This window comes from Pseudomonas lyxosi, from assembly GCF_047758685.1.
Taxonomy (GTDB): Bacteria; Pseudomonadota; Gammaproteobacteria; order Pseudomonadales; family Pseudomonadaceae; genus Aquipseudomonas; species Aquipseudomonas lyxosi.
Genome location: NZ_CP180481.1, coordinates 2,816,758 through 2,832,257, shown reverse-complemented (window position 1 = coordinate 2,832,257; position 15,500 = coordinate 2,816,758). Strand labels below are relative to the sequence as shown.

General features: G+C 59.9%; 6 protein-coding genes. All 6 read left to right on the top strand.

The genetic code is table 11. The features are described 5' to 3' along the window. The first annotated feature begins 349 nt into the window (after window positions 1–349). On the top strand, window positions 350–1,873 hold the full coding sequence (locus tag ACMXYI_RS13000; RefSeq protein WP_415773505.1) for a fumarate hydratase: 1,524 nt from the start codon (window positions 350–352) through the stop codon (window positions 1,871–1,873). A gap of 235 nt (window positions 1,874–2,108) precedes the next feature. Then, window positions 2,109–6,629, top strand: coding sequence for a SpvB/TcaC N-terminal domain-containing protein (locus ACMXYI_RS12995; protein WP_415773504.1), 4,521 nt, complete (start codon window positions 2,109–2,111; stop codon window positions 6,627–6,629). Beyond that, on the top strand, window positions 6,626–9,421 hold the full coding sequence (locus ACMXYI_RS12990; protein WP_415773503.1) for an RHS repeat domain-containing protein: 2,796 nt from the start codon (window positions 6,626–6,628) through the stop codon (window positions 9,419–9,421). Before ACMXYI_RS12995 ends, ACMXYI_RS12990 begins: the two co-directional genes overlap by 4 nt. A gap of 10 nt (window positions 9,422–9,431) precedes the next feature. Next, entirely contained in the window at window positions 9,432–12,101 is a 2,670-nt protein-coding gene (locus ACMXYI_RS12985; RefSeq protein ID WP_415773502.1) for an RHS repeat domain-containing protein, read from the top strand. Between the two features lie 145 nt (window positions 12,102–12,246). Beyond that, window positions 12,247–14,013, top strand: coding sequence for a sensor histidine kinase (locus tag ACMXYI_RS12980; RefSeq protein WP_415773501.1), 1,767 nt, complete (start codon window positions 12,247–12,249; stop codon window positions 14,011–14,013). Then, window positions 14,007–15,332 carry a sigma-54-dependent transcriptional regulator gene (locus ACMXYI_RS12975; RefSeq protein ID WP_415773500.1) on the top strand — a complete coding sequence of 442 codons (1,326 nt, stop codon included), beginning with the start codon at window positions 14,007–14,009 and terminating at the stop codon, window positions 15,330–15,332. The genes ACMXYI_RS12980 and ACMXYI_RS12975 overlap by 7 nt, the downstream gene beginning before the upstream one ends. Window positions 15,333–15,500: the final 168 nt, after the last annotated feature.

Here is a 15,500-nt window from a genome sequence, read left to right as displayed (position 1 = left end):
TTCCGTAGACACCACATTCCTTGTAGCAGCTGGCGAAGCCTGCGTTCGGCTGCGCAGCAGTCGTTAAAACAAACACCGCGGTTTACCTGACATATCGCGGTGCATGATTTCACGACTGCTACGCAGCCGAACGCAGGCTTCGCCAGCTGCTACAGGGATCGTGTGCGATATGCGACCAACGATTGACTACCGGCGGGTGTGCCCGGAACCGAGGCGCGGTATACTGCCGCGCCTTTTTAGCGTCGCGCCAGCAGCCCCGGCGTGCCTTGGAAGGTGCTTGCAACCGACCGATGCACCCAAGCTGCAAGCACCTTATTGAATGTTCCCGTCTTTTAGAGGAGCGCGACTCATGACCGTGATCAAGCAAGACGACCTGATTCAGAGCGTTGCCGACGCCCTGCAGTTCATTTCCTATTACCACCCCGTTGACTTCATCCAGGCGATGCACGAAGCCTACCTGCGCGAAGAATCGCCAGCGGCCCGTGACTCCATGGCGCAAATCCTGATCAACTCGCGGATGTGCGCCACCGGCCATCGCCCGATTTGCCAGGACACCGGCATCGTTACCGTCTTCGTTCGCGTGGGCATGGACGTACGTTGGGATGGCGCCACCATGGGCCTGGACGACATGATCAACGAAGGCGTGCGCCGGGCTTACAACCTGCCGGAAAACGTCCTGCGTGCCTCGATCCTCGCCGACCCGGCGGGCGCTCGTAAAAACACCAAGGACAACACCCCGGCCGTTATCCACTACTCCATCGTTCCGGGTAACACCGTGGAAGTGGACGTGGCGGCCAAGGGCGGCGGTTCCGAGAACAAGTCGAAAATGGCCATGCTCAACCCGTCCGACTCGATCGTCGACTGGGTGCTGAAAACCGTTCCGGAAATGGGCGCTGGCTGGTGCCCACCGGGCATGCTCGGCATCGGCATCGGCGGTACCGCCGAGAAAGCCGCCGTCATGGCCAAGGAAGTGTTGATGGAGTCCATCGACATTCACGAGCTGAAAGCACGCGGCCCGCAGAATCGTATCGAAGAGATGCGCCTGGAGCTGTTCGAGAAGGTCAACCAACTGGGCATCGGCGCCCAGGGCCTGGGTGGCCTGACCACCGTGCTCGACGTGAAGATCATGGATTACCCGACCCACGCCGCTTCGTTGCCGGTGTGCATGATCCCGAACTGCGCCGCCACCCGTCACGCGCACTTCGTGCTCGACGGTTCCGGCCCGGCTTCGCTGGAAGCACCACCGCTGGACGCCTACCCGGAAATCGTCTGGGAAGCCGGCCCGTCGGCTCGTCGCGTCAACCTCGACACCCTGACCCCGGAAGACGTGCAGAGCTGGAAGCCGGGCGAAACCGTCCTGCTCAACGGCAAGATGCTCACCGGTCGCGACGCCGCGCACAAGCGCATGGTCGAGATGCTGAACAAGGGTGAAACCCTGCCGGTGGACCTGAAGGGTCGCTTCATCTACTACGTCGGCCCGGTTGATCCGGTGCGCGAAGAAGTGGTTGGCCCTGCCGGCCCGACTACCGCGACGCGGATGGACAAGTTCACCCGTCAGATCCTCGAGCAAACCGGCCTGTTGGGCATGATCGGCAAATCCGAACGCGGCCCGATCGCGATCGAAGCGATCAAGGACCACAAAGCCGTTTACCTGATGGCGGTCGGCGGCGCGGCTTACCTGGTGGCACAAGCCATCAAGAAATCCCGCGTGGTGGCTTTCGCCGAACTGGGCATGGAAGCGATCTACGAGTTCGACGTGAAAGACATGCCTGTGACTGTTGCAGTCGACAGCAAGGGCGAGTCGGTACACATCACCGGTCCTGCCATCTGGCAGAAAAAGATCAGTGAAAGCCTGGCGGTAGAAGTGCAGTAAGCGCTTCAGCCCGCCACTACGGCCGGGTCGTCTTATAGATGACCCGGCCGTTTTTTTTGGCAACGATTTTACCATTCGCGATAAAGCGCCGTGCCGTCCACCTTATTCGGTCTAAAAAAACCGGCCTTACCTGTCACATCTGACAGGTCACGCCGCCCCCTGATTTTGTTAGCGTCGCTCCATCACGCCATACCGTTGTTACGGGAGAGCGCCAAGCCGACACAGGATCAGCCCCATGGAAGAGCAAGCGTCCCTGAGCATCACTGAGCCCTCCATCGCCAAGAGTGCTTCCATTGCCACGATTGGCAAAAGCTGGGGATCGGTCGGTGTGACGGGCAGTGCCTCGTTCGAGTTGCCGCTGCCCCTTTCAGGAGGACGCGGTTTCGACCCCGCCATGGTGCTGAGCTATGACAGCCAGGGCGGTAACGGTCCGTTCGGTATTGGCTGGCGTTTGAGCTCCAGTGCCATCACTCGCCGGACCAGCAAGGGCGTGCCCGATTATCTCGCCACCGACATTATGGTCGGCCCCGGTGGCGAGGAGTTGATGCCCGAGCTGGATGACGAGGGCAAGCCAACGTCCAGAACAGAAACCCATTATCGCGGCCTCCCCATTGGTGAGCACCGCGTTGTGCGCTACTGGCCACGGGTCGAGAGTTCGTTCGATCTGATCGAGCTGTGGCGTTCTGACGTCACCCCTCAAGGATTCTGGCTGGTGCACGGTGCGGACGGCAGCCTGCATCTTTATGGCAAAACCGAAGCATCCCGTCGGGTAGCCCCTCAGGCCGAAGACCGGGTGGGCGCTTGGCTTCTGCAGGAAAGCATGAATGCCCATGGCGAGCACATCTGCTTCGAATACAAACCAGAAGAATCTCATGATCCAGACAATGCACATGACTACAGCTCGCAGCGTTACTTGCAGCGTGTGCTTTATGGCAATTTTGAGGCAAGCCGCCACTTGTACGGCTGGAACGTACTGAAGCTGGCACCGCCTGCGTGGCATTTCCACTTGGTGTTCGACTACGGTGAACGCCCCCTCGCTCTTGACAAGAAACCGCTCTACGGACCGCCGTTTGATACTCCCGGCGAGGGTTATGGCGAGTGGCAGTTGCGCAGCGACCCCTTCCACAGCTACACCTATGGATTCGAACTGGGTACCCGACGCCTGTGCCATCAAGTTCTGATGTTTCACCACTTCCCCGAGCAGTTGGGCCCGAAACCAGCGCTGGTTCGTCGATTGCTGCTGGAATACCAAACAACATCACTGTCCTACACCCAACTGGCAGCAGCGCACTATCAGGCGTACGACGCCAGCGGCGCCGTGGAAAACATGCCACCGGTGGAATTCGACTATTCAGGCTTCGAACTCAACCAGCAGTCGAGCCCGTTCTTCCCGTTCGAAAACATGCCCGGTATCGAAGACGGCGCGCTCCATCAGTGCGTTGATTTGTTCGGTGAAGGCGTGCCGGGTTTTCTCTGTCGTTACGACCAAAGCTGGTATTACCGCGAACCCTTGCGAGCACCGACGGGGGCGGATGACATCCGCTATGGCCCATGGACTGAACTGAACCGCATCCCCGTGGCCGATCGCAATCAACCAACCTATCAGGCGTTGACCGATCTGACCGGCGACGGCCGGCTGGACTGGATCCTCGCCTCACCGGGCATGAGCGGTTTCCACACCCTCAACCCCGATCGCAGCTGGTCAGGGTTCATTCCCTTTACGGCGTTCCCGGTGGAGTTCTTCCACACACTTTCACAGTCTGGCGACTTGATGGGCGACGGGCTCAGCTCAATGGCGCTGATCGGTCCGCGCAGCGTGCGCCTGTACGCCAATCGGCGTGAGGAAGGTTTCGCACCGGGTCAGGAGGTCGAGCACAAACCGGACACCGATCGCCTGCCGCTGTTCAGCCACTCACGCAGCGAACTGGTGATGCTGGGCAACTTGCTGGGCAGCGACATGACCGAGCTGTGCCGCATCCGGCACGACGAAATCAAATGCTGGCCGAACCTCGGCCACGGTCGGTTCGGCGAAGGTTTTGTCATGAGTGCCCTGCCCTTCGATTACGCGACATTCGATGCGGCGCGGGTGCGGATTGCCGACCTGGACGGCTCTGGCGCACCGGCACTGATTTATCTGAAGTCCGACTGTTTCGAGATCTATTTCAATCACGGCGGCAATGGTCTGGAGCAAACCCCGGTCAGCATTGCGTGGCCCGACGGCATTCGTTACGACCGCCTGTGCCAGGTCACCCTCGCCGACCTGCAAGGCCTGGGGTGCGCGAGCCTGATTTTGACCGTGCCGCACATGAAACCACGGCACTGGCGCTACGATTTCGTCAGCGCCAAGCCTTACATGCTGGTCGCCAGTAACAACAACATGGGCTGCAGCACCCAGGTGGTGTATCGCAGTTCCGCGCAGGAATGGCTGGATGAAAAACCGGCGATCGACCCGGTGTGCTACTTGCCGTTCCCGGTGCCTGTGGTCAAGCAACAAAGTCAGCTCGATGAAATCACCGGCAACCGCCTGAACCAGTTTTTCCAGTATTCGCAGGGTTATTACGATGGCCAGAACCGGGAGTTTCGCGGCTTTGGCCTGCTGCGCCAGACAGACAGCGAAACTGCCGCACGTGCAGACGACATCGGCTTTACCGCCCCGGCGCTGGTCTGCACCTGGTTTCATACCGGACGGCTGATCGATCTGCCACGCGATGGCTACTTCAATCGCGATCCTGAAGCCATTGCCTTGAAGCCCACGTTGTTTTGCCGGTATCACCGCAACGACCATTTTGATGATCCCGTCCCACCCGCCGACGAAGCCACCGCCTACGAAATCGCCCATGCCCTCGCCGGTTCGGTGCTGCGCGTGGAGACCTACGCCGCCGACGATGACTTGGCCACGGCGGTACCTTTTGCAGTGGAGGAAAGTCGTTACAAGGTCCGCGAACTGCGCAAAAAGGGAGACCATGACGCTTACCCGATCATGCTGCCCTTGCAACTGGAAACGATCAGCTATCAGTACGAACGCTTCGAGAATGACCCGCTGTGCCGCCATGAAATCGCGTTGGGCCATGACGAGTTCGGTCTGCCTGTGCATGCCATCACGGTCAGTTATGCACGGCGCAGAACCGCCAGCGATGAACCGCCCTTCGACGATGTCGATGAACAGAAATGGTGGCTTGATGCCCATGACCCGGCGCAACAGTCGTATTACCTGAACGAAACCCGCGCCAGGTTCATTCACTTGAAGGAAGACCTGCAAGGCTGGCGACTGGGTCTGCCCTATCTGCAACGGGGCAACGCAATGGTCTTGCCCAAGGGGACGGCACCCGCAGGACTTTCTCCGGCAGATATCTCCCATGAACGGTTTATCGAGCTGTACGCCTCACCCGAATGGGCCGCTCAGCGGCTACTGACCACGCAGTCGGTATATCGCTACTTCAAGACTGACGACCGAACAGTGCTTGCCGACGGCAAGGCCGATTTCGAGGCACTGCGGGCACCGCTGGAAATTGCCCAACTGGACGAGACCGCACTGCAAGCCTACGACACGGTGCCGTCGCTCGTTATTCGGGACGAACTGGAAAAAATCGGCTATTCGGCCATGCCTCTGGTTCTGGGGATAGACGAGGAGGCAGACAAGGAAGAGGACAAGGAGAGAAATCTATGGTCGTCCCGGTATGGTTTTGCCAAGTACGGCGAGCTCGATAGTTTTTACAAAGTGATGGAGTACAACGAAACGCCCAGTTACGGCATCACGACCGCCCGCTACGACGCCTACTGTCTGTTGCCGAAAAGCATCACGCAGCCGGACGGGTGCGAAGCCCGTTTCGAATATGACTATCACGCGCTGCAACTCATGCGCAGCATCGATGCCAATGACAATGTCGAGGAAGCCCTTTACGAGCCGTCCGGACAACCCCTTGCCATCAGTTTTTATGGAACTGAAGACGGCAAAGACATTGGTTTTCGCCCCCTCGATGAACACGTACGTCCCGTGGACCATCGTCCGGACCCGGCCATCGAAGATCCGAAAGGCGCCCTGCAAAAAGCGGCCAGCGTATTGCGCAAGGACCTGTTCAGCTGGATGGGCGAACTCCCCCATTCCGTCAGGCAGACACCTGACTGGCTGACCACCTGGATTGCGCAAGGTGACGTGCTACCCAGCCTGCACATTCGCGCCAGCGCCCGACGTCGCCTGTCCCGACTCACCTCCCTGAGCGAGCCGGAGCAAGCGCTGCTCGAGCTGATCCACACAGTTCCTCGCGAACCGGTGCACAGCGTTGTCCTCACCGCCGACCGCTACTTTGATGATGCGCTGCAGCAAATCCAGATCGTCAAAGCCTTTGTGGATGGTTTCGGCCGGCCACTGCAGACCAAACAATTGGTCGAACCCGGTCCGGCGTTTGTGGTGGAAAACGGTGAGCTGGTGATTGAAGACGGCAAACCAAAGGTCGCGCACGCCGACTCGCGCTGGCGCGTCAGCGAACGTGTGGAATACAACAACAAAGGCCTGGCTGTTCGGGTATTTCGCCCTTACTTCGCCAATGGGCATCGCTATATCAATGACCATTCCTTCCGTGAGTTCGGCCATCACGATCAGAACTTTTACGATGTGCTGGGTCGCCAGCACAAAGTCATCAACGCCAAAGGAGATGTCGCGCTCGAGATCATCCATCCCTGGTACACCACCAGCCTGGACTTTAATGACACCTACGTTGCGCCGCCTGGAGGTGAGTTGAAGGCAGGCAAGCCATGACGACCGGGGTCCATTGGCGCACGCCGAAACTGGCGGTTATTGATAGTCGGGGCTTGCCGATTCGCCAGATCGAGTACTTGCGCAAGGTCGCTGCCGGCCCCGTGGAAACCCTGATCACCCGCCAGCACTACGACGCTGCCGGGCGATTGCTCGATCAATCGGACCCGCGACTGTTCGGGGTCGCCTCCAACCTGGCCACGGTCTACCGCCTTTCCGGTGAGCCACTGAAGATCGACAGTATCGACTCCGGCTGGCGTCTGAGCCTGCCAGGGTTGGCCGGGGAAGCGCTGCAGCGCTGGGACCAACGTGGCAGTCATTGGCGCACCACCTACGACCCTCAGTTGCGCCCGGTTGCCATCGAGGAAAACGGTGAGCCGCACGTCGAATCCTTTACCTATGCCGATGCCTCCGCCGATCCCGCTTTCAACCTGCGTGGTCAATTGACCGAGCAGGTCGACCGCTCCGGCACCTTGAGTCTCGACAGCTACAGCCTGCTGGGCCAGCCACTGCGCGAAACCCGAACCCTGGTCGAGGGCAAGCCCTACCGCAGCAGCCGAATGTATAGCCCGCTCGGCACACTGCTGAGCCAGACCGATGCCGGTGATCACCAGCAACAGTTGCGTTACGACGTCGCCGGGCAGCTCCAGCAGGTTCAGCTGCGGATCAAAGATGGCTTGAGTTGGGAATCGGTTCTGAAAGACGCGCAGTACAATGCCGCCGGCCAGATCATCGAACAACGCCCCGGCAACGACGTGCTGAGCACCTGGACCTACGACCCGGCCACTGGACGCCTGTCTACACAACGCGCACAAAAAAACGCCGAACCGGCGCTGCAGGATGTCGAGTACTTCTACGATTCTGTGGGCAACATCACCCGCATCGAAGACCACGCCTTCAAGCCGATCTATTTCGCCAACCAGCTCGTCGACGGCCACCGCGACTTCACCTATGACTCGCTGTACCGGCTGGTCAGCGCCACCGGTTACGACGATGCCCCGCCGTCGGATGTTCCGGGACGGCCCCAGCCCGGCGACCCCAACAATCGGCTCAACTACCAACAAGATTATGAGTACGATCCCGGCGGCAACCTGATCAAACTGCGTCACGTGCGGACGGGCGCCTCGCATACCCGCGAGATGTTCATCGACCCTGCCAGCAACCGCGGCGTGCGCTGGAAAGAGGGAGATCCTGTACCCGACTTTCCCGAATTGTTCGACCTCCACGGCAATCTCCAGGCCTTGCAGCCGGGCAAGGCCTTGCGGTGGAACAGCCTCGACCTACTGGAATCGGTGACGCTGGTCAAACGCGCCAACGGCCCCGATGACCAGGAGTTCTACCGCTACAGCCAGGGCGTGCGCGTGTACAAACGCCATGAAACCCACACCTCATCGCTCAGCCATTTCCAGGAGGTGATCTACCTGCCGGGGCTGGAAATCCGCACCCGCGACAACGGCGAAGAATTGCATGTGATCACCCTGCCCGGCGGGCACGGCAGCGTGCGATGCCTGCACTGGAAGAGCGGCAAACCTGTCGGAATCGAAGCCGATCAGCTGCGCTACAGCCTTGATGATCACTTGGGTTCCTGCGCGATTGAACTCGATCAACAGGCGCAAGTGATCAGCCAGGAAGGTTATTACCCGTTCGGCGCCACCGCCTGGTTCGCGCGAGGAAGTGAGGTAGGCGTCGACTACAAAACCATCCGCTATTCAGGTAAGGAAATGGATGACAGCGGGTTGTATTACTACGGCGCCCGTTATTACGCACCGTGGCTGCAACGTTGGGTCAGTGCCGACCCGGCGGGGGCTGTGGACGGGCTGAATTTGTATGGGTTTGTGGGGAACAATCCACTGCGTTATGTGGATCCCGAGGGAGGGAGCAGAGCGGAAGGTGTCATCAAGCTCTACTCGGGCTTTATTTCCGCAGTCGGTGAACATGCCGAGCGGACACTCGGACAACTTCACAACATCATTGATCAAAAGCACATCAAAAGAAATCTGGCGATGAATATGGCGGGCGAGGTGGTCGCCGGGATCATCGGCTATGAGGGCGGAGTTGCAGGCGGCGGACAAGTCGACCTTGTTGTTCCCGGCATGCCTTTTACGACTCCATACACGACGGCCGGGGGGCTGGTCGGTGGCAACGTCGGCGGGGATGTGGCCGGTGCGATGGCCGCTCCGGTCATGAACAGTATTGGGCGATTCGGCGCACTTATACCGCAAACCTCGAAGATGTCAGTTGAAGCGATCGACCGCGCCTTGGGTGTCACTGATCCAGTCAAGGAAATCAACTCCTGGAAAGATTTCAAGAATGAGGTGATCCATCCGGCACTCAACTCAGTGCTCAACCCTGAGTTTCTGATGAACAGGGTGATGGCCTCGTGGATATCGATCATCCCCGGCGCCCTCAATATGTTTGCTCGAGCAATCGAAGCCGAAGACATCAGCAACCGGCTCGATCCGGTGAAGATCGGCAAAATCGAGACGATGCTCAGTGACTGGAAAGACGCTGTCGAACAACGTTTCGCTTGGGCTGAAGCGGCTTTCGATGCATTGGGCACCGACGTTATCCACCCGGGCGACCTGCTCCCCAACGTCAACAACATGACCCCTAAAGAAGACCTGGCACCGATTAGCCGGTCAGCCTTGCGCCAGCAGACCAGTGCCACCCTTGCCAACATCACACACGCACAAAGAGGGTTGGCCGCCTATAAAGAAATGGGCACCACGGATAATCAGTATTTACTACAGCGTGCTCATCTGGCCTCCAACAAACATTCCAGACAGCACAACTAGTGGACCAAGAATGGATAGCTCAGTGCACCGCCGCACGCCCTCGCTCACTGTGAATGAAAGCCGGGGGCTGTCGGTCCGCCAGGTCGCTTATCTGCGCGCTGTCGCCGACGGCCCCGTGGAGGCGCTCATTACCCGCCAACGGCACGATGTGGCCGGGCGAATGGTCGAGCAATCGGACCCACGACTGTTCGGTATCGCCCCCAACCTGACCACGGTTTACCGCCTTTCCGGTGAGCCACTAAAGATCGACAGCGTCGATGCCGGCTGGCGTCTGAGCCTGCCAGGGCTCGCCGGTGAAGAACTCCAGCGCTGGGATCAACGCGGCAGTCATTGGCGCACCACCTACGACCCTCAGTTGCGCCCGGTTGCCATCGAGGAAAACGGTGAGCCGCACGTCGAATCCTTTACCTATGCCGATGCCTCCGCCGATCCTGCTTTCAACCTGCGTGGTCAATTGACCGAGCAGGTCGACCGCTCCGGCACCTTGAGTCTCGACAGCTACAGCCTGCTGGGCCAGCCACTGCGCGAAACCCGAACCCTGGTCGAGGGCAAGCCCTACCGCAGCAGCCGAATGTATAGCCCGCTCGGCACACTGCTGAGCCAGACCGATGCCGGTGATCACCAGCAACAGTTGCGTTACGACGTCGCCGGGCAGCTCCAGCAGGTTCAGCTGCGGATCAAAGATGGCTTGAGTTGGGAATCGGTTCTGAAAGACGCGCAGTACAATGCCGCCGGCCAGATCATCGAACAACGCCCCGCCAACGACGTGCTGAGCACCTGGACCTACGACCCGGCCACTGGACGCCTGTCTACACAACGCGCACAAAAAAACGCCGAACCGGCGCTGCAGGATGTCGAGTACTTCTACGATTCTGTGGGCAACATCACCCGCATCGAAGACCACGCCTTCAAGCCGATCTATTTCGCCAACCAGCTCATCGACGGCCACCGCGACTTCACCTATGACTCGCTGTACCGGCTGACCAGCGCCACCGGTTACGACGATGCGCCACCGTCGGACATTCCGGGCCGGCCCTCGCCCGGCGACCCCAACAATCGGCTCAACTACACGCAACACTACGAGTACGACCCCGGCGGCAATTTGAAGAAATTGCGTCACGGGCGGGCGGGCGCCTCACACACCCGCGAGATGTTCATCGACCCTGCCAGCAACCGCGGTGTGCGCTGGAAAGAGGGAGATCCTGTACCCGACTTTCCCGAGTTGTTCGACCACCACGGCAATCTCCAGGCCTTGCAGCCGGGCAAGGCCTTGCGGTGGAACAGCCTCGACCAACTGGAATCGGTGACGCTGGTCAAACGCGCCAACGGCCCCGATGACGAAGAGTTCTACCGCTACAGCCAGGGCGTACGCGTGTACAAACGTCATGAAACCCACACCTCGTCGCTCAGCCATTTCCAGGAGGTGACCTACCTGCCGGGGCTGGAAATCCGCACCCGCGACAACGGCGAAGAACTGCACGTGATCACCCTGCCCACCGGGCACGGCAGCGTACGTTGCCTGCACTGGGTCAGCGACAAACCCGCCAACATCGCTGCCGATCAATTGCGCTACAGCCTCGACGATCACTTGGGTTCCTGCGCGCTGGAACTCGATCAAGATGCGCAAGTGATCAGCCAGGAAGGTTATTACCCGTTCGGCGCCACGGCCTGGTTCGCGCGAGGAAGTGAGGTAGGCGTCGATTACAAAACCATCCGCTATTCGGGTAAGGAAATGGATGACAGCGGGTTGTATTACTACGGCGCCCGTTATTACGCACCGTGGCTGCAACGTTGGGTCAGTGCCGACCCGGCGGGGGCTGTGGACGGGCTGAATTTGTATGGATTTGTAGGCAACAACCCGCTTCTGTACGTCGACAAGTCGGGCACATTCAAAGCGGTGTTTGAACTGGCGAAGGATTTCGTAGGCGTACTCGGTAAAGCCAAAAATGCTGTCGATCAGATACACAACCTCGCGACTGAATTCGACGGCCTCATTCCCGAAGGCGCCGATATTGCCCAGGTCCGGCAGAGCATGACGCTGGGTAAATTCCTTCGGTCCAAACACGGCGTCAAATCCGTTGTAAAAGGTGTGATTGCGGGAGCCACAGTGGCCTCGGCACTTGGCAGTGTCGTACCCGGTATCGGCACCGGAATTGGCGCTGCTGTCGGCATGGTTGTCGGCGCCATAGCGATGCCATTGCTGCGGTATCACTTTTTCAAGAAAGGCCTGAAGCTGGCGGAGACGCTACATACCCAAGAAATCAAAGATGGCTTGAACACTGCTGTCGATACCACGAACAAAGTCATCGATGGGGCCCAAAGTATTGCCAACGGAGGCAGGGATCTGATCGACAAAATCAAAAATTTCGCAGACAGCATCAATACCTACCCAGTGCAAATTCAGGACCTGTTTTACAAGCAGCTGGGGGAACTCACCTCCGAAAATCAACGTGAAGCGATGAAGCTGCTCCATAGCGGTATCGATCCTTTTGAGGCAATCACTCAGGTGCTGGAGAAAGCACAAGCCATTGTTGACGTGCCAATCGAGGCAGAGGGCGCTAGCCAGCGGCTCGCACAACGGGCTAACGAAATCGCGACCCATGCATCCAGCAGGCCCGTCCCCAAACCCAGAAAACTGGTACAGAAGCTTCACCGCAAAAACAGCGAATCAACCGCGTAGAACGGCACACCAGCGAGCCTGCCGTATGAGTCTCGCGGCACCTCATTGAGAAGCGCGCAGCCTGATGTGCCCGGCAAAAACCGATTGGCCGCCGTCACTCCATGTTATGGTGCCGGCCCCGACCTTCTATGCGTTTGCGACAAGCATGCTGCCGACCTCTCGTACCTTGCGTCTGACGTTGTACACCTTGCTGATCCTCGCCGGTGCCGCGCTGGCAGCAGGGCTCGCCGTGCGTCACGCCGAACGCCAGGCCCTGGTTGAAGACGCCGCCCGCGCCAATCAGCAATTGGCGCTCTATGCCAATTCCCTGCACACCCTGATCGATCGCTACCGCGCCCTGCCCGCCGTGCTCGCGCTAGACCCTGAGTTGCGTGGCGCCCTCAACGGCCCGGTATCCGCTGAACAGCAGGACGCACTGAACCGCAAACTGGAAAAGATCAACGGCGCGGCGCAATCCTCGACCCTCGAATTGCTCGACCATACCGGCCTCGCCGTGGCCGCCAGCAACTGGCGTTTGCCCAGCAGTTACGTCGGCCACAACTATGGCTTTCGCCCCTACTTCAGCCAGACCCGCACCCAGGGCACCGGGCGCTTTTACGCGGTAGGCGTGACCAGCGGCATTCCCGGTTACTTCCTGTCCAGCGCGGTCACCGGTGACAGTGGTCAGTTCCTCGGCGCGATGGTGGTGAAGCTCGAATTTCCGGAACTGGAGCGCGAGTGGCGTCAGGGCAGCGACACGCTGCTGGTCAGCGATGCGCGCGGGATTATCTTCATCGCCAATCAGCCGGGCTGGCGCTATCGGCTGTTGAAACCGCTGAGTGACAGCGATCACGCTGAACTCAAGACCACCCGCCAATACGACAAACAACCGCTGACCCCGCTCGAGTATCAATCGGTGCGGCGCTTTGACGACAACAGTGATCTGACGCGGGTCGTGGGGCCTGACGGGACGGCGAATTACCTGTGGGAATCGCTGCCGCTGAGCACTGAAGGCTGGACGCTGCACCTGCTGCGCCGCCCGCAAGTCGCGTTCGAAGACAGCCGCAACGCCGGGCTCGCCGCCGCCGGGTTGTGGCTGGCGATGGTGTTTCTGTTGCTGTTCCTCAATCAGCGCTGGCGTCTGGCCAAACTGCGCCAGCGCAGTCGCGAAGAGCTCGAACAACTGGTGGAAGAGCGCACTCGCGACCTGCGCACCGCTCAGGACGGTCTGGTGCAATCGGCCAAGCTCGCCGCCCTCGGCCAGATGTCTGCCGCGCTGGCCCATGAAATCAACCAGCCGCTGACCGCCCAGCGCATGCAGCTTGCTACTCTGAGGCTGCTGCTCGATCACGGCCGGGTTGACGACGCTTACAAGGCACTCAAACCGGTGGATGACATGCTGACGCGCATGGCCGCCCTGACCGGCCACCTGAAAACCTTCGCCCGCAAAAGCCCCAGTGGTCTGCGCGAACGCCTGGACCTGGCAGCGGTGGTCGACCAATCATTGCAGCTGCTCGACACAAGGTTGCGCGATGAACAGGTCAGCACGGTGCTGCACCTGACGCGCCCGGCGTGGGTGCGTGGCGATGCGATTCGTCTGGAACAGGTGCTGATCAATTTGCTGCGCAATGCCCTGGACGCCATGCAGGACAAGCCCTGCAAACGCCTGGAAATCCGTCTCGAAGCCGATGAACAACTCTGGCGCCTGACGGTCACCGACAACGGTGGCGGTATTGCCAAAGAGCACTTGGCCAACGTGTTTGATCCGTTCTTCACCACTAAACCGGTGGGTGATGGCCTGGGTCTCGGGCTGGCCGTATCCTTTGCCATCGTTCACGAATCGGGCGGACGCCTGAGCGCCGACAATCATGCAAACGGCGCGGTGTTCACCGTGACCTTGCCCATCGACCTGGAGGCCCCTGGCTCATGTTGAATTCAGTGATGGTGGTCGACGACGAAAGCAGTATTCGCAGTGCCGTTGAACAATGGCTGAGCCTGTCGGGGTTCGAGGTGCAGTTGTTCAGCCGCGCCGATGAGTGCCTGGCGCAGCTGCCGAAGCATTTCCCCGGAGTGATCCTCAGCGACGTGCGCATGCCGGGCATGACCGGCCTGGAATTGCTGGCCGAGGTTCAGCGCCGCGATGCCGACTTGCCGGTGATTCTGCTGACCGGTCACGGTGATGTGCCGATGGCGGTCGAAGCCATGCGCGATGGCGCCTACGACTTCCTTGAAAAACCTTTCAGCCCCGAAACCCTGCTCGGCAGCCTGCGCCGTGCGCTGGACAAGCGGCGGCTGGTGCTGGAAAACCGCGCCCTGCATGAGCAAGCAGACAACCGCGCCAAACTCGATGCGACGTTGCTGGGCGTGTCCCGTGGTTTGCAGACGCTGCGTCGGCAAGTGCTGGATCTGGCGACGCTGCCGGTCAATGTGTTGATTCGCGGTGAAACCGGCAGCGGCAAGGAATTGGTCGCCCGTTGCCTGCACGACTTCGGTCCGCGTGCCGACAAACCGTTTGTGGCATTGAACTGTGCGGCGATCCCCGAGCAGTTGTTCGAGGCCGAGCTGTTCGGTCACGAGAGCGGCGCGTTCACCGGCGCCTCGGGCAAACGCATCGGCAAGCTCGAATACGCCGATGGCGGAACGCTGTTTCTCGATGAAATCGAAAGCATGCCTTTGGCCCAGCAGGTGAAATTGCTGCGGGTGTTGCAGGAGCAGAAGCTGGAGCGGTTGGGCTCGAATCAGAGCATCCGCGTGGATTTGCGGATCATCGCCGCAACCAAACCCGACTTGCTGGACGAAGCACGGGCCGGACGCTTTCGCGAGGACCTGGCCTATCGGTTGAACGTGGCCGAGTTGCGGTTGCCGCCGTTGCGCGAGCGGCGTGAAGACATTCCGTTGTTGTTCGAGTCGTTTGCACAAAATGCCGCCGAGCGTTTGGGGCGCACTTTCCCACCGCTGAGCGGCCCGCAGTTGAGCCACCTGCTGAGCCACGACTGGCCGGGAAATGTGCGCGAATTGGCGAACGTTGCCGAACGTCAGGTATTGGGACTGGGCGAGCCGGAACCGGTGGGGATCGATCCTGGGCAATCGCTGGCGGCGCAGCAGGAAGCGTTTGAAGCGCATTGTTTGCGCGCGGCATTGACCCGGCATAAGGGTGATGTGAAAGCGGTGCTTGAAGAGCTGCAACTGCCGCGCCGGACCTTTAATGAAAAGATGCAACGGCATGGCCTGACCCGCGAGATGTTCATCTAACCGATCGTTCCCACGCTCCGCGTGGGAATGTAGCCCGGGACGCTCTGCGTCCCAAAAGCCGAACGCGAAGCGTCCGTTGAGGCATTCCCACGCAGAGCGTGGGAACGATCAATCGGCGGAAATCCGCTCATCCATAGGCAAACCCTGAGCAACTATCCGCTCAACAAA

What these genes read in the sequence shown, in the direction of transcription:
- ACMXYI_RS13000 (WP_415773505.1), top strand. Translation starts at nt 350, where the DNA reads ATGACCGTGATCAAGCAAGACGACCTGATTCAGAGCGTTGCCGACGCC.
- ACMXYI_RS12995 (WP_415773504.1), top strand. Translation starts at nt 2,109, where the DNA reads ATGGAAGAGCAAGCGTCCCTGAGCATCACTGAGCCCTCCATCGCCAAG.
- ACMXYI_RS12990 (WP_415773503.1), top strand. Translation starts at nt 6,626, where the DNA reads ATGACGACCGGGGTCCATTGGCGCACGCCGAAACTGGCGGTTATTGAT.
- ACMXYI_RS12985 (WP_415773502.1), top strand. Translation starts at nt 9,432, where the DNA reads ATGGATAGCTCAGTGCACCGCCGCACGCCCTCGCTCACTGTGAATGAA.
- ACMXYI_RS12980 (WP_415773501.1), top strand. Translation starts at nt 12,247, where the DNA reads ATGCTGCCGACCTCTCGTACCTTGCGTCTGACGTTGTACACCTTGCTG.
- ACMXYI_RS12975 (WP_415773500.1), top strand. Translation starts at nt 14,007, where the DNA reads ATGTTGAATTCAGTGATGGTGGTCGACGACGAAAGCAGTATTCGCAGT.